The sequence below is a fragment of the Thioclava sp. FR2 genome, assembly GCF_051200875.1.
Taxonomy (GTDB): Bacteria; Pseudomonadota; Alphaproteobacteria; order Rhodobacterales; family Rhodobacteraceae; genus Pseudotabrizicola.
In genome coordinates this window covers 681,088-696,597 of sequence record NZ_CP195191.1, presented here as the reverse complement: position 1 = coordinate 696,597, position 15,510 = coordinate 681,088, and the positions used below count along the sequence as shown (strand labels likewise).

The 15,510-nt window shown below is 59.2% G+C and carries 14 protein-coding genes; 1 reads left to right on the top strand and 13 read right to left on the bottom strand.

What is annotated here, in order from left to right; translation table 11 throughout:
- Positions 1-277: 277 nt before the first annotated feature.
- The 4 genes from recG to ACSBLW_RS03320 all read right to left on the bottom strand — a co-directional run bounded on the left by recG (position 278) and on the right by ACSBLW_RS03320 (position 5,612).
- On the bottom strand, positions 278-2,362 hold the full coding sequence (gene recG, locus ACSBLW_RS03335; protein WP_435258820.1) for an ATP-dependent DNA helicase RecG: 2,085 nt from the start codon (positions 2,360-2,362) through the stop codon (positions 278-280).
- Positions 2,359-4,476, bottom strand: coding sequence for an NAD-dependent DNA ligase LigA (ligA, locus tag ACSBLW_RS03330; RefSeq protein WP_435258819.1), 2,118 nt, complete (start codon positions 4,474-4,476; stop codon positions 2,359-2,361). The genes recG and ligA overlap by 4 nt, the downstream gene beginning before the upstream one ends.
- A 56-nt stretch (positions 4,477-4,532) precedes the next feature.
- Positions 4,533-5,240, bottom strand: coding sequence for a response regulator transcription factor CtrA (gene ctrA, locus ACSBLW_RS03325; protein WP_435258818.1), 708 nt, complete (start codon positions 5,238-5,240; stop codon positions 4,533-4,535).
- 93 nt (positions 5,241-5,333) lie between these two features.
- Entirely contained in the window at positions 5,334-5,612 is a 279-nt protein-coding gene (locus ACSBLW_RS03320; RefSeq protein WP_435258817.1) for a DUF1153 domain-containing protein, read from the bottom strand.
- A 139-nt stretch (positions 5,613-5,751) separates the two neighbouring features.
- Between ACSBLW_RS03320 and mnmA the strand changes: the two genes are divergently transcribed.
- A complete protein-coding gene (mnmA, locus tag ACSBLW_RS03315) occupies positions 5,752-6,888 on the top strand; it encodes a tRNA 2-thiouridine(34) synthase MnmA (RefSeq protein ID WP_435258816.1) in 1,137 nt (378 codons plus the stop codon).
- A gap of 75 nt (positions 6,889-6,963) precedes the next feature.
- Here mnmA and ACSBLW_RS03310 read toward each other — a convergent pair whose 3' ends face one another.
- From ACSBLW_RS03310 to rseP, 9 genes are all read right to left on the bottom strand, one after another.
- Complete coding sequence (locus tag ACSBLW_RS03310; RefSeq protein ID WP_435258815.1) at positions 6,964-7,464, bottom strand: GAF domain-containing protein; 501 nt, start codon at positions 7,462-7,464, stop codon at positions 6,964-6,966.
- Between the two features lie 3 nt (positions 7,465-7,467).
- Positions 7,468-8,580 (bottom strand): lipid-A-disaccharide synthase, encoded by a 1,113-nt coding sequence (gene lpxB, locus ACSBLW_RS03305; RefSeq protein ID WP_435258814.1) that lies wholly within the window; start codon positions 8,578-8,580, stop codon positions 7,468-7,470.
- An 8-nt stretch (positions 8,581-8,588) separates the two neighbouring features.
- Complete coding sequence (locus tag ACSBLW_RS03300; RefSeq protein WP_435258813.1) at positions 8,589-9,392, bottom strand: LpxI family protein; 804 nt, start codon at positions 9,390-9,392, stop codon at positions 8,589-8,591.
- Complete coding sequence (gene lpxA / locus ACSBLW_RS03295; protein ID WP_435258812.1) at positions 9,389-10,186, bottom strand: acyl-ACP--UDP-N-acetylglucosamine O-acyltransferase; 798 nt, start codon at positions 10,184-10,186, stop codon at positions 9,389-9,391. Before lpxA ends, ACSBLW_RS03300 begins: the two co-directional genes overlap by 4 nt.
- 3 nt (positions 10,187-10,189) lie before the next feature.
- Complete coding sequence (gene fabZ / locus ACSBLW_RS03290; protein ID WP_435258811.1) at positions 10,190-10,654, bottom strand: 3-hydroxyacyl-ACP dehydratase FabZ; 465 nt, start codon at positions 10,652-10,654, stop codon at positions 10,190-10,192.
- 70 nt (positions 10,655-10,724) lie between these two features.
- Positions 10,725-11,387, bottom strand: coding sequence for an OmpH family outer membrane protein (locus ACSBLW_RS03285; protein WP_435258810.1), 663 nt, complete (start codon positions 11,385-11,387; stop codon positions 10,725-10,727).
- Positions 11,387-13,759 carry an outer membrane protein assembly factor BamA gene (gene bamA / locus ACSBLW_RS03280; protein ID WP_435258809.1) on the bottom strand — a complete coding sequence of 791 codons (2,373 nt, stop codon included), beginning with the start codon at positions 13,757-13,759 and terminating at the stop codon, positions 11,387-11,389. The genes ACSBLW_RS03285 and bamA overlap by 1 nt, the downstream gene beginning before the upstream one ends.
- Before the next feature lie 170 nt (positions 13,760-13,929).
- Entirely contained in the window at positions 13,930-14,067 is a 138-nt protein-coding gene (locus tag ACSBLW_RS03275) for a hypothetical protein (protein ID WP_435258808.1), read from the bottom strand.
- A 90-nt stretch (positions 14,068-14,157) separates the two neighbouring features.
- Positions 14,158-15,495 (bottom strand): RIP metalloprotease RseP, encoded by a 1,338-nt coding sequence (rseP, locus tag ACSBLW_RS03270; RefSeq protein WP_435258807.1) that lies wholly within the window; start codon positions 15,493-15,495, stop codon positions 14,158-14,160.
- Between the last annotated feature and the right edge of the window lie 15 nt (positions 15,496-15,510).

Below are 15,510 nucleotides of genomic sequence, written 5' to 3'. Positions count from 1 at the left end.
CAGGCGGCATCATGTGCAGGGCACGGGGACAGATGCGGCAAAGCGCCGGGGAACAGACCGCAGGCAGAACTCAGAAGCTTAGAACGGCAAACAGACCGACAAACAGGGCCGTGACACCGGCGATATCCTCAATCAGCAGTCCGTGAGAGCGCGAGACGATTTCTTTCACTTGGGCGATCATGGCATCCTCCGTTGCGGTGTTGCCCAATTGTTCTCACAAACGGCACGGCGCTGTAAAGAACTTTTTAAGAACATTCGTGAACATTTCGTGTTTTATCTAGCCGACGCCGATCAGGCGTATGGCCCGATCCTGATCAAGCAACCAAAGAAGAAGGCGCACTGCCGCCCCACGATCGCTCTTCAGGCTGGGATCTTGAGCCAACAGATTCCGGGCATCCGACTGCGCAACGGCCATCAGCGCGGTCTGCTTTTCAAGGTCGGCAATCCTAAACTTAGGCAGACCCGATTGTGCCGTTCCGATCAAATCGCCCGCCCCCCGCATCGCCAAGTCTTCCTCGGCAATGCGGAACCCGTCTTCCGTATCACGCAAGGTCGTCAGCCGCCGCTCTCCCGCCTCTGAAAGCGGTGCCTGATACATCAGCAGACAGGTGGATTCTGCCGACCCGCGTCCGACACGCCCACGAAGTTGATGTAACTGCGCCAACCCAAAAATTTCGGCTCGTTCAATGACCATGATCGAGGCGTTTGGAACGTTCACACCCACTTCAATCACCGTGGTTGCCACAAGAACCCGTGTGTCACCTCGTTGAAACCGCGCCATTGCGGCGTCTTTCTCACCGGGAGGCAACTGGCCATGAACAAGCCCTACCACATCGCCCAAAGCGGCCCGCAGATGGGCAAAGCGCGACTCGGCACTTGTATAATCCAGAACCTCGGACTCTTCGACCAATGGGCAAACCCAGTAAACCTGCCGACCATCGGCCACGGCCTTGCGCAAATGGGCGACGACCTCTTCCATCCGCGAACTGGCAATCAGCGCAGTTTTAACTGGCTTTCGACCTGCGGGCTTTTCATCAAGCACAGAGACATCCATGTCTCCGTAACTGGCCAAGGCAAGGCTACGGGGAATTGGCGTCGCGGTCATCACCAAGACGTCGACGGCCTGTCCCTTCGCACCAAGCTCCATCCTCTGCGCAACGCCGAACCTGTGTTGTTCATCAACGACAGCCAATCTCAGGTCTTTGAACGCCACATCCTTCTGAAAAACGGCGTGCGTCCCGACCAGAATGCCGATCCGGCCAGACAGCAGCCTTTCCAACTTTGCGGCGCGCTCCGCGTTCTTGTCACGCCCCGTAAGCAGTTCGAGGTCCACGCCAGCAGCGGCCGCCAGCGGTGCAAGTCCCTCGAAATGCTGGCGCGCCAAAATCTCGGTCGGTGCCATCATGACACCCTGCCCGCCCGCCTCAACAGCAGTAAGCAAGGCCAGGAAGGCCACCAAGGTTTTTCCTGATCCGACATCGCCCTGAAGCAAACGGTTCATTCTCAACGGCAACGCAAGATCGGCGGCGATCTCTTGCACTGCACGTTGTTGCGCGCCCGTCATCTCATAAGGAAGGCTCTTCAGAACCTTTGCTTTCAATTGGCCATTGCCAGCGGTTTCGACGCCCTTCAGCCGCCGCATCGACGCCCGTGCCAGTGAAAGTGTGACCTGATGGGCAAAAAACTCATCATAGGCCAAGCGCGCGCGCGCAGGATCAGTAGGCGCCAACTGCCCCATGCCCAAAGGACGATGCACAGCCTTGATCGCCTCCTCCCAGTCTGGCCATCTCTCCCGCGCCTTTAGGGCCGGGTCCACCCACTCAGGCAATCCAGAAAGGCGCGCAATCGCTCCATGAACGGCTTTTGAGACGATCTTTTGAGTGATGCCAGCCGTAAGGGGATAAACGGGCTCAAACACCGGAAGCTCCCCCGCTTCTTCTGGACGCAACACATGGTCCGGGTGGACCATCTGCATCATGCCGTCAAAAAGCTCGACCTTTCCGGAAACGATCCTTCTCTGGCCTGTGGGAAGCAGACGCTGCAAGTAATCACTGCGGGCATGAAAAAAGACCAAACTCCATTCCAACTGAGGATCGCGCACCGAGACCCGGTAGGCACCCCCCTTCCGACGCGGCGGAAAATGCGCCCCAACCTCCACCTCAACCGTTGCCACAGTTGGCGGGACAACCTCTCGCACCGAGAGCTTGCGACTTCGATCAACACCCGAGCTAGGAAGCAGAAACAGCAGATCCTTGGGGCGCGTGACCTCCAGTTGCTCAAATGCCTTGGCCGATTTCGGGCCGACACCTTCCAGCGTCTCAAGATCGGCAAACAGCGGAAAAAGAGTCTCGGGACGGCTCATGCGTCCCCGATGAGCGCTAGCCACGCGTCCTCGTCGATAGTTTCCACCCCTAGCCGCGCAGCCTCCTTCGCCTTGGACCCTGCCCCCGGCCCTGCCACCAGCAAATCTGTCTTGGCGCTGACGCTACCGGCCACTTTTGCGCCCAAGGCTTCCGCCCGCGCCTTCGCCTCGGCCCGCGTCATCTTTTCCAACGTGCCAGTGAAGACCACCGTTTTTCCTGCAACCGGGCTTTCCTTTGCCGCGGTCCAGATGACCGGCAGAACACGAAGACGTTGCACCAGATCGTCTATCGCCCTGCGCTCTTGTTCATTCTGGAAAGCCGCCACCACACTTTGGGCCATGGTCCGGCCAACGCCGTCGATTGATAACAACTCCTGCCAAGCTGCGTTGCCGTCCTGCGCGTTTCCAACTGTGGCCTCAAACGCCTCCCAAGTGCTGAAATGGCGCGCAAGGACTTGAGCCGCAACTTCCCCGACATGCCGAATTCCCAAGGCGAAAATCAATCGGTCTAAGGGGATCGACCGTTTGGCCTCGATTGCGGCAAACAGTTTTGTGACAGACGTCTCGCCAAAGCCATCGCGATTCTTTAACCGCTTCAACCCATTAGCCGCGTCTCTTTCAGCCAGCGTAAAGATGTCGGCAGGCGTTTTTACGGGCAAATCAGCGTCGTTAAAGAATAGCTCCACTTGCTTTGCCCCAAGACCTTCAATGTCAAACGCGCTCCGACTGACGAAGTGTTTAAGTCTTTCAACTGCTTGTGCCGGGCAAATCAGACCACCTGTGCAACGCCTGACGGAATCTCCCTCCTCCCTGACAGCCGGGCTTCCGCATTCAGGACATATTTTTGGAAAATCAAATGATTGCGAGCCGTCCTTACGACGCGACAAATCCACATCCGCAACCTTCGGGATGACGTCTCCCGCACGATAGACCTGCACCCAATCACCGATGCGAATGTCTTTACCACCCCGGATCTCTCCGCCCTTGCTGTCGCGCCCGGCAATGTAGTCTTCGTTGTGCAAGGTTGCGTTGCTGACAACCACGCCACCTACAGTGACCGGACGAAGACGGGCAACAGGTGACAGCGCACCGGTCCGTCCAACCTGAATGTCGACATCCAGAAGTTCCGTCCAGGCCAATTCCGCAGGAAATTTATGCGCGATGGCCCACCTTGGCGTGGTCGAGCGAAAGCCCAAACGGGCCTGCAGCCCAAGATCGTTCACCTTATAGACGACGCCATCAATGTCATAGCCAAGATTGGCACGGCGTTGCTCGATACTACGGTAGTGCGTCAAAAGGCTGGCAGGGCTGTCACAGATTTCCGTCAGTGGGTTCGTCTGGAACCCAAAATCCGTCAGGCGCTGGATTGCCGCCATTTGCGTCGACGCCAAGGGCGAGGACAGATCTCCCCATGCATATGCAAAGAAACGCAGCGGTCGCCCCGCCGTTATCGTTGCATCCAATTGGCGCAAAGACCCCGCCGCGGCGTTGCGTGGGTTTGCAAAGGTCTTGCCCCCTGCGGCGGCTTGCCGGGCATTCAAGGATGCGAAATCGGCATGTGACATATAGACTTCGCCACGAACTTCCAAGACACCCGGCGCATTTTCAATAGCTTGCGGGATGTCCCTAATAGTCCTCGCGTTGGCTGTAACGTTCTCACCGACTTCCCCGTCACCTCGTGTCGCTGCCTGCACCAATTGCCCGCCTTCATAGCGAAGCGACAAGGACAGCCCGTCGATCTTGGGCTCTGCGGTAAACTCCAACGGTCCAGAATGATTGAGATACTTCCTGATCCGGTCGACAAAATCGTCAATGTCCGAATCTTCGAAGGCATTTTCCAAGCTCAGCATTCGAACGCGATGCGGAACCTTCCCAAAACCATCTGCAACACCGGCACCGACCACATCGCTGGGACTATCGGCGCGCTTCAGCGTCGGAAATCGCGCCTCTATTGCTGCATTCCGACGCTTTAGGGCATCATATTCGGCATCCGAAATCTCTGGTGCATCCAGGGTGTGATAGGCCTTGTTCGCCTCGGAAAGAACACGCGAAAGAGATGCGAGCTCGTCCCGCGCCTCAGCTTCAGACAAATGTTCTACGGCCTTTTCAACCATTCCGTTCTCCCGGCTTGCCCCACAGGTTTAGGGGGCCGCCGGGAAGAGGTAAAGGTTCAAGCAGAGGCTGCCAGTTTTCGTTCCGAATTTGTTGGATCGCGCAGCACATAGCCACGCCCCCAGACAGTTTCGATATAGTTCTGCCCACCCGTTGCTTCGGCCAGTTTCTTCCGCAATTTACAGATGAACACATCAATGATCTTCAATTCCGGCTCATCCATTCCGCCGTAAAGGTGGTTCAGGAACATCTCTTTGGTCAGTGTCGTGCCCTTCCGCAGTGAAAGAAGCTCGAGCATCTGATATTCTTTGCCCGTCAGATGAACGGTCTTTCCTTCCACATCAACGGTCTTAGCATCCAGATTGACCTGCACCATTCCAGTGCGGATCACAGATTGGCTATGGCCTTTGGATCGCCGAATGATTGCATGAATACGGGCAACCAGTTCTTCCCGGTGAAACGGCTTTGTCATGTAGTCGTCAGCCCCGAAGCCGAACCCCTTCAGCTTACTGTCCGTATCATCTTCACCGGACAGGATAAGAATTGGCGTTTCAACCTTGGCAAGACGCAACTGCCGCAATACATCATGTCCGGACATGTCGGGAAGGTTGAGATCGAGAAGAATTAGATCGTAATCATAGAGCTTTGCCAGATCGACCCCATCCTCGCCCAGATCGGTGCAATAGACATTCAGATTGGCATGCGTCAGCATCAATTCAATGCTGCGTGACGTCGTAGGGTCATCCTCTACCAGCAGAATTCGCATCGGGTTATCTCCAGTCCATGCATCTTCGTTAACGAGACTGCCGGTCAATGGTTAACGCGAAGTTACTCTGCCAGAGGGGGAGCGGAAAACAATCTAAAGTTGTCTGTATTTTTGAATCTGCGTGATTTTAAGCGCCCCCTCTCCATGCATTTCCACAGCCTCTCGCCAAGTTGCGAACTCTTCCTCTGATAGGGAATAGCGTTCCCGGGCGGACTCTTCTGTGATCAATCCATAAAGCACGGCCTTGACGACGATGGCTTTACGGCTTGCCACCCATCGCCGGGTCTTTGGATCAGGCAAATCTGCGCGGCTGATGATTGTGCCATCGGGCAGAGTCACCTGCCTTGGCCCGTCAACTCGTTTCAAATACATCTGGGCAAAGTCCTCTCTTCCACTTTCCCGGACAGAGGATTGCCGATCTCACTTAACTGTGGATGAACTGATTGACCGTCGGGGCTTGAGAGTAGCGGGCATTTTCATATATTCCGACCTATCGCTGAAAGGCCCTGTTATGCTTGATCAACCACTTAATTCGCTGGGGCTGCCCAAGCCCCCCTCAGAGACGCGCGTTGTTGTCGCGATGTCCGGCGGTGTCGACAGCTCTGTTGTGGCCGCGATGCTGGCGGAAGAGGGCTATGACGTGGTGGGGGTCACGCTTCAGCTTTACGACCATGGCGCAGCCTTGGCCAAGAAAGGTGCCTGCTGTGCTGGGCGCGATATTCACGATGCTCGCCGGGTGGCGGAGACGATGGGCTTTCCGCATTACGTCCTCGACTATGAAAACACCTTCCGTGAAGCCGTCATCGAGGAATTCGCGGACGCCTATCTGGCGGGTGCAACTCCCGTCCCCTGCATCCGCTGCAACGAGCGCGTGAAGTTCAAGGACCTTTTGGCCACAGCGAAGGATCTGGATGCCGATTGCATGGCTACGGGCCATTATATCCAGCGCAAGTTGGGGGACGTGGGACCAGAACTTCATTCGGCGGCGGATGCGAACCGGGACCAGAGTTACTTTCTGTTCTCGACCACGCCCGAGCAGTTGTCTTACCTGCGCTTCCCCTTGGGGCATTTGAAATCCAAGGCCGAGACGCGGGCCCTTGCGGCGAAATACGGGTTGCCGGTCGCGGACAAGCCGGACAGTCAGGACATCTGTTTCGTTCCCAACGGCAACTATGCGGCGGTGATCGAAAAGCTGCGGCCGGGGGCGGCGGATCCGGGGGAGATCGTTGATCTTGAGGGCAACGTTCTGGGGCAGCATCGTGGGGTCATTCACTACACGATCGGGCAGCGCAAGGGCCTTGGGATCGGCGGCCTGGGCGAACCACTTTATGTGGTCCGGCTGGACGCGGAGACGCGGCGGGTCATCGTAGGTCCGAAGGAGTCGCTGGCCACGCGGGTGATTCCGGTCAGGGAGATCAACTGGCTGGGCGATGCGCCGTTTGAGAGCCAGAAGGAATGGCATCTGAACGTGAAGGTTCGGTCCACCCGGCCACCTCGGCCTGCTGTCATCCGCCCGCTTTCGGCGACCGTGGCGGAGGTCGAACTTTTGGACCCGGAAGATGGGGTCAGCGCGGGGCAGGCTTGCGTGTTTTATGCACCGGAAGGTGGCCGCATCTTTGGCGGCGGCTGGATCTGGCGCGGGCGATAAAAAAAGGCGTCCCCGACGGGGACGTTTTTTAAATACCGTAAACTCAATGCCTTACAGAGCAACTTTAACCTAAAATTAACTTGTCCCCGCCAAAAGACGGTCATGCAACAATTGCGCGGCCATTGTCGGCAGGGTCAGATTTTCTGTGATAAAGGCCACGCGCTCGGGCGTGAAATAGCCCTCAACATCCAAAAGGTTCAGCGTCGCGCCAATCTCTCCGCGCAGGATCACCGGCATGTTCACGACCGAGCCAAGACCCAGCGACCCGATCAATTCATGATCGGGGAAGACCGTCGCAATCTCGGCCAGAGAATTCGCAACAAATGTCTTTCGCCCGTCCAGAACCACCTCGGTCCAGCGGTTCGGCTCGACGATCTTTACACCGGAAACCGGATATTCCACCGGATGGCTGGTGTAGCTGCGCCGTGCCAGACGTCCATTGTCTTCCACCGTTGTCACCGTAAAGAGGCGCGCGCCCACGGTCTCTGCCGTCAGCCGATGCAGGGCGGCAAAGGGGTCTTGCGGATCAGAGGCGGCGGAGAGTGCGGTGGTAAACCGTGCGAAAGCCTGATGCATTCCCTACCCCTTTAGAAAGTTCAGCACTGATCGGGCGGCGCGCAGGCCCGGAGCCTCACCACCCTTGCCCAAGCGTTCCATCGTCAGGCGCATCGCCTCGGCCTGAGGTCCGGCGCCATTTTCCAAGAGTTGCAGCACTGCGGGCGCGATCAGATCGGCGCGGCAGGTCTCGCCTATGAATTCCGGGACGACCCGCGTGTCAGAGACCAGATTGACCAGTGTGACCGTATCAATCAGCGCGGCACGGCGCATAAGCCACAGCGTGAGAGGGTGCATGTCATAGGCAATGACCATCGGGCAGTCATTGGCGGCAAGTTCAAGGGACACGGTGCCAGAGGCGGCGATGGCAACATCGGCCACGGCAAAGGCTGCACGTTTTTCGGCAGGATCGTGGATGATCTGCGGCTTAAATGCCCAGTTTTCCGTCAATTCCGCCACGAGGTCGGCCACGCCGCGCACGGTGGGCAGGGCCACGCGGGCGGTTGGGTGGGCGGCTTTGATCCGCGCCAAGACCTGCCCCAGAACCGGGGCAAGACGCGTGACCTCGCCCCTGCGTGACCCCGGCAGGGCAAGGATCAGCGGTCCATCCCCCGCCATCAGGGCGCGTTCCTCGGGCGTCGCCAGCGGCTCGGCCACCACCGGATGGCCGACGAAATCGCAGCTCATGCCAGCGGCGGTCATATAGGGCGGCTCGAATGGCAGCAGAGCCAGAACATGGTCGATGACCCGTGCCATTTTCGTCGCGCGACCGGGGCGCCACGCCCAGACCGAAGGGGCAACGTAGTGAACGGTTTTGAAATCAGGCAGGGCGGCTTTCACGATGGACGCCACGCGCAGACAGAAATCGGGGCTGTCGATGGTGATCATCGCGTCGGGCTTGGCGGCAAGGGCCGCCTGTGCGGTTTCCGCGATTCGGCGTTTCAGGTGGAAGTACTTTGGCAGCACCTCGGCGATGCCCATGACCGAAAGCTCTTCCATCGGGAACAGGCTTTGCAGCCCCTGTTCCTGCATCAGGGGGCCGCCGACGCCGGAAAAGGTGACGCCGGGGTTGAGCTGCTTGAGACCCGCCATCAGCGCCGCGCCCAGCCGGTCGCCCGAAGGTTCGCCCGCGATCAAGAAAAGGCTTAGCGCGCCCACAGGAAGAGGCCTGCGGCTTCGGCGGCGGCGATCATGGCGGGGCGGTCAAGGCAGATGACGCCACCCGCCTGCCATGCGATGCCGGCAAGCCCGGCTTTAGCCGCGGCAGAGACGGTGGCAGGGCCGATGGTGGGCAGGTCGATGCGCAGGTCTTGGCCCGGTTTCGGGGCCTTGTAAAAGAGGCCGCGCCCGCGGGCCGGATCGGGGCGGAGCGTCTGCGGCAAGAGGGCAACGCCTGCCAGCATGGCGTCGGTTCCCGGCAGCGCCTCGGCAGCAAGGCAAAGGCCTTGGACGACAACGCAGCCCTGCCCCACATCGGCCGCGCCAAGTGCCTGCACGATGGTTTCGGCGCGCGCGGCGTCCTTGCGGTCTTGATCGGTCAGGTTGCCGGTCAAAAGCCCCTCGGCGGGGACCAGATCGGGGGCGAGATCGGCGGTTCCTTTGATGGCAAAGCCGGCCTCTTCGAAAAGGCCAATCACCGCTCGGAGCGTGGCATCATCGCCCGCCTGCATGGCGGCGAAAAGGCGCGGAACGAGTTGGGCGGTTGCCGGATCAAACAGCGCCGGGTCAAGGCGGGGGCGCTGGACGGCGCCAGCGAAGGTAACGGTGGTCACGCCCGCATCCTCTAGCGCGTTGAAGAACGGAACAAGGCGCTCGACCCGGAAGGTCATGTCCGGGGTCAGGCCGGTTGGCGTGAAACCGTCGAGCGCGCAGACCAGCGGGTTATCAAGTGCTTGGGCCACGGCGGCGGGCAACGCCCCTGCCCCTGCGATGATCGCGGTACGGGTCATTTCGGGGTCAGGAAGCTGCGGTCAGAGGCGGCGAGGATGAATTCCGTGATCTCGCGCACATGCCGGCTGTCGGTTTCTTCCGAGAGTTTGCGGGCCCGGTCGAGGAAATTGCCTTCGCCTTGGGCCAGCATCTGATAGGCGGCGCGGAGTGCGGTGATTTCGGACCGCTCGACCCCGCGGCGTTTCAGGCCGACAAGGTTCAGGCCGTCCAACTCGCCGCGCGGGGCTTGCACGAGGCCATAGGGGATCACGTCATTGGTGACCATGGTCACGGCGCCGATGATGGCACCCTGGCCGATACGGACCCATTGGTGAACGCCTGAAAGGCCGCCGACGATGACGTCATCGCCAAGGTGGCAGTGGCCGGCGATGGCGACTTGGTTCACAAGGATCACGCGGTTGCCGATTTGCGCATCATGGCCGACATGGGCGCCGGTCATGATCAGGCAATCATCGCCGACGCGGGTGATGCCTCCACCGCCCTCGGTGCCGGTGTTCAGCGTGGCGCCTTCGCGGATGCGGCAGCGGGCGCCGACGATCAGGCGGGTACGCTCGCCCTTGAATTTCAGGTCTTGCGGCACCTCGCCCACGGTGGCGAAGGGAAAGATGACGGTTTCTTCGCCGATCTCTGTCCAACCCGTAACGACGGCATGCGATTTGACGGTGACACCGCTTGCGAGTGTCACCTCGGGACCGATTACCGCAAAGGGGCCGATGGTGCAGCCGGGGCCAATGCTGGCCCCTTCTTCGACGATAGCCGAGGGGTGGATGGTCGCCGTGGCGTCGATACCCATGGATCAGGCCTTTGGCACGTCGAACATGGCGGTGAATTGGGCCTCGCAGGCAAGTTCGCCATCAACCATGGCGCGGCCGTCGAATTTCCAGACGCGACCGCCGCCACGCAGGGCTTTGACATGCAGTTCCAGAACGTCGCCCGGGCCGACCTTGCGGCGGAACTTGACGCCATCGACCCCCATGAAGAACACCTTGGCATTCTTGTCGACGAGATCCATCGACAGGCCGACGAGGATGCCCGAGGTCTGGGCCATCGCCTCGATGATCAGGACGCCCGGAAAGACCGGCATTTCGGGAAAGTGGCCGGTGAATTGCGGTTCGTTCATCGTGACGCATTTGATGCCGACACAGCTTTCGTTCACGACGATGTCGCGCACCTTGTCGACCAGAAGAAACGGATAACGATGCGGCAGGATCCGCTGGATCAGGCTGATGTCGGCTTCGGTCGGGGCGGTGGCGGAGGTCATCGGATGTCCCTTTGTTATGGGTCTTTTCCCGTTGCTAGCAATATCCCCCTGTCACGGCAAGGACAGGTGGTTACGGAGCGGTCGGTTTTGCCTCGGGCGCAGCACTGTCATCACCCGAAGCCGGTGCCTCAGACGCGTCAGATTGTGCCGCATAGTCAGCGTTCAGGCGTTCTATAGCCAGATCCGTTACATCAAGCTGATCATAGGTCAGGATAATCGCGGTGCGGTCGATAATGGCCACGGCGTTCAGGTCGACCATGAGTTGCCCCAGAACCGGAATCGACCGCTCAAAGAAAATCTGCCTGTCTTCGTCGCGGCGACGGGTCAGATTGCGGCTTTTCGTGTCTTGGGCTGTTCGCAGATCTTCGACCTTGGCGTCGAATTCCTGCGCCAGTTTTTGAAACTCTGCCGCGGGAAGCGAGGCACGCCGGGCCGTAAGGTCACGCTCTTCTTGTTCCAGTGCCGCTTCGAGGCGTCGATTTTCGGCAATCAATGCGGCGCTGTCTTCATCGAATGCGGCCTGAGCAGCTTTTCCCGGTTCGGATTCGGCATAAAGGCGGTCTTTGTCGATCGTCACGAAGGGCAACTGCAACACGCCGTCTTGCTGAACAGGTTCGGTCGCAGTCGGCTCGGTCGTTTGGGCAAGGGTCAGCGTGGCAGGTCCGGCAAATATGGCAAAGGCCAGTGCCGCAACACTGGCCAATCCAAAACGCTTTCGGCACTCTGCCCGCATCAGAACTTGGTCGAAATGGTCAGATCGAAGTTGCGCACCTTGTCGTAGGACTCTTTCTTCAGCGGCCGCGAGAAGTTGAAGCGCAGCGGACCGATGGGGGCGTTCCACACGAAGGAAAGACCAATCGACGCACGAGGATTCAGGCTGGTGTCAATCGCCGCACCATTTGCGTCAACGCGCGGGCCGTTCAGGCCCCAAACCGACCCAACATCCACAAAGGCACCGCCCGTGATCCCGTATTCTTCGGGAAGACCAAGCGGGAAATCTGCCTCGAACCGAGCCGCGACATAGTAGTTGCCGCCCAAGGCATCATCGGTTGCCAAAGCGCGCGGGCCGATCCCGTTGCCCGCAAAGCCCCGAATCTTTTGCGAGCCGAAGAAGCGCTCGGTCACGCGGGTTTCATAGCCGCCGAAGGCGCTGATGGCACCAGCCTCGAAAATCGCGCGCAGGGTCACGTCTTCGTTCATGATCTTGCGTTCGGCCAAGGCCAAAAGTTCGGACTTGATGTATTTCGCGTCGCCACCAAGCCCTGCAATGTCTTGGCTAAACCGCAGCAAAACGGCGCGATCGGGCGACAGGCCGCCAATTCGGGTGTCATAGGCGTAGGTATAGCCGATGGACGAGGTGACTTCGGCATCGCGCGCCACTTCGGCCGTCAGGGTCGGGTCGAAGATATTCGGCGTTGTCGTATCGTTGTCGTCATCGACGCCTTTGTAGTTTTTCAGCGTGTTCAGGCTGAGGCCATAACGGATATCCAGCGTGCTGAGTTCGCCAACCGGGAAACCAAGCGAGATATTGGTGCCAAGAGCTTCGGTGTTGTAGAGCGAATTCAACTGCTTGGTCGTGTTGTAGAACACGCCGAAGCTGAGCGACAAGTCGCGGCCAAGGAAAGCCGGTTCGGTGAAGCTGAGGCTGGTATTCTGCGAATCCGTGCCGGTCGACAGGTTGACCGAAAGCGCCTGCCCGCGACCAAGGAAGTTCGTTTCCGAGAAGCCGATATTGAGGCCGACACCGGCTTCGACGCCGTAGCTGGCGCCCAGGCTAAGCGATCCGGTGGCCTGTTCTTCGACGTTCACATCGACCACAACCTGATCGCCGGCGCTGCCCTGACGCGCATTCACGTCGGCGTTCTTGAAGAACCCGAGGGCGCGAATACGTTCGGCCGCCTGACGGATTTCGCGCGGGTTGAAGGGGTCGCCTTCGGCGCTGCGGAACTGGCGGCGGATGACCTGATCAAGGGTCGTCGTGTTGCCTTCGATGTCGATGCGTTCGACGAAGATACGATCGCCGCGGACGATGGCAAATTCGATATCCAGCGTGCCATCCCGATCATTGCGGGTGATGCGCGGATCAACACGGACAAAGTTAAGCCCCCTGCGAAGGGCAAGGTTTTCCATCCGCGCGATGTTATTTTCGATGACCGCTGGCGAATAGACCACGCCCTCACGGATGCGCTGAACGGCTTCAAACTCTGCCGCGTCAACATCGCTGATTTCCGACACTGTCGAGACTTTGCCGATACGGAATTGGCGGCCTTCCTGAATGGTGAAGCTGACGAAGACCGCATCCCGTTCGCGGGCGATTTCGGCAGAGGCGTCGGTCACCTGAATGTCGACATAGCCGCGCGACAGATAGAAGTCGCGGAGCAACTGCTTGTCGACTTCCAAACGCTCGGCCACCAGGGTGTCGCGCTGCACCAGTTGGCGGAAGATGCCGGCCTGCTTGGTTTCCAGGACCTGCCGCAGGCGGCGGTCGGAATAGGCACGGTTGCCAACAAAGGCCAAGCGTTCAATTTCGGTCACGCGGCCTTCGGTGATCTCAAAGACCAGATCGACGCGGCTGTTGGAGCGGCGGATGATCTTTGGCGTCACGGTCGCGGCCATGCGGCCCTTGGCGCGGTAAAGTTCGCCCAAGGTAGACGCATCGGCCTCGGCTTGGCTGGGTGAATAGACGCGGCTTGTTTTGGAAGAGATGGCCTCGGCCAGATCTTCATCCTTGAGGCGCTTGTTGCCTTCGAAATTGATGAAGTTGATGATCGGGTATTCGACGACCTTGATGATCAGTGTGTTGCCCGAAGGAACGATTTCGACGGTTTCGAACAGACCCGAGCGGACGAGGTTCTGATAGGCGTCGTTCAATTCGGCGGTGCTGAGTGCTTGGCCACGATTGATTCTGGCCAGACCGAGGATGGTTGGAACATCAACCAGCTCGTTGCCTTCAACCGTCACGCTGTCGAAGCTGTATTCCTGTGCAACGGCCGGTGTGAAGTTCGCCCCGGAAGCCATTGCAGTGGAAAGGAAAAGCGCCGTAATGATGCGACGAGTGGCAGAGGCACGCCCGGTTTTGGCAACGCTGACCGCAGTATCGTGCATGACAATCCTCATCCTCAACAAGCTATAGTGTCTTCACTAGCCGTAAGAGCTTGGCTTGTCAAAGCGTTGAAAAGGCGCGCCGGACCGATGGCGGAACGCCGCGAAGCGCAAAAGCAAAGGCCCGCTTGCGGAAAGCGGGCCGATCCGAAATCGGGAAAATCAACGCGTGATTATTGAGGCATCAGGCAGGTACCCAAGAAAGCCCCGGCCAGAAGGCCAGCGATCACCGTGCCGAACGTAAAGATCCGGTCAGCGTTCAAATAGACCAGAAACGACAGCCCACGATAGCTTTCCATGACAACCTGCATGTAACACCTCCATTGCCAGCAGAACTTAGCAAATGAATGTGGCGCGATTGTGGCTCTGTGCGGATAGAAAGCCCATCCAAACGGATGGGATTAACACAGAAACAGATCGTTAGAGACCCCGAAGGCCATCAGTGACAGAATCAGAGTAAGGCCCGCCGACATCAGCACGCGGAGCGCTTTTTCGGTCGGTGGGTTGCCGAAAATCGCCTCGTAGGCGTGGAAAACCAGATGCCCGCCATCCAGCACGGGGACAGGCAAGAGGTTCATCAGGCCGACGGCCACCGACAAAAGGCCGATGAACATGATGAATGAGTCCACGCCTTGCGATGCGGCGGCCCCCGAGCTTTCAGCGATGCCGATTGGGCTGCGAAGATTGCAGGAAGAAATCGCCCCGGTGATCATGTGCCAAATGCCGGAAAGCGAGGTTTTCGCGATATACCAGGTCTGTTCGGCCCCGATCTGCACAGCCTCGATCGGCGAGGGCAAACGGGTGACGGGGTCAAAGCCCATGCCGCCGGTCAGACCAATAAGCCAGCGCGTTTCAAAGCCACCTTCCGGCAAGGGCATATCCGAGCGGCGGGGTTCAAGCGTCAGCTCGACCGTCTCCCCCGCGCGCCAGATCGTCAAAGCGACAGGTGCACCATCCGAGGCCTTCACGGCCTCTTGCAGCTGGATGAAGGAATAGATGGGCTGGCCATTGATGGCGGTGATGACATCTGCGGTCTGCATGCCGGCGTCATAGGCCGCCGTATGGGGCGAGACAGAAAGCGCCACTGGCGGATAGGGATGCGGGCCATCAAAGCGCAGGGTTTCACCGTTGCGGACCACTTCATAACTGGCTGTCGGCGCCGCGGTGGTATCGCGTGCGACCTGCACCAATGTCGTGAAATCTGGTGTCGCCACGTCGTTGATCGAATTCACCCGGTCGCCCACCTCAAGGGTCGGCCCCGAAAAAGGAACGGCTTCAACGCGGCTGATCACCGGGTCTTCGGTCGCGATGCCCGAATAGAAAGACATGGCGGCGAAAATGATGATGGCCGAGATGAAATTGAACATCGGCCCCGCGGCCACCGTTGCGGCACGGGCCCAAAGCGGCGCGCCATGCATGGTGCGGCGGCGCTCCTCTGCCGTCATTTCGCGGATTGCTTGCCCATCCACGCCTGAGGCGGCGTTGGAATCGCCCAGGAATTTGACATAGCCACCGAAAGGCAGGGCGGCGAGTTGCCAGCGCGTTCCGTATTGGTCCTCTCGCGAGAAAAGCACCGGGCCAAAGCCCAGCGAAAACACCTCGGCATGGATGCCCGACCAGCGGCCCACGATGTAATGACCGTATTCATGGATGGCCACAATCACAGAGAGCGCCACGACAAAGGCTGCAATCGTCCAGATCGCATTGCCAAAGCTGGGAAACAGGCCAATCAAATCCACGCGGGCGTCCTATCG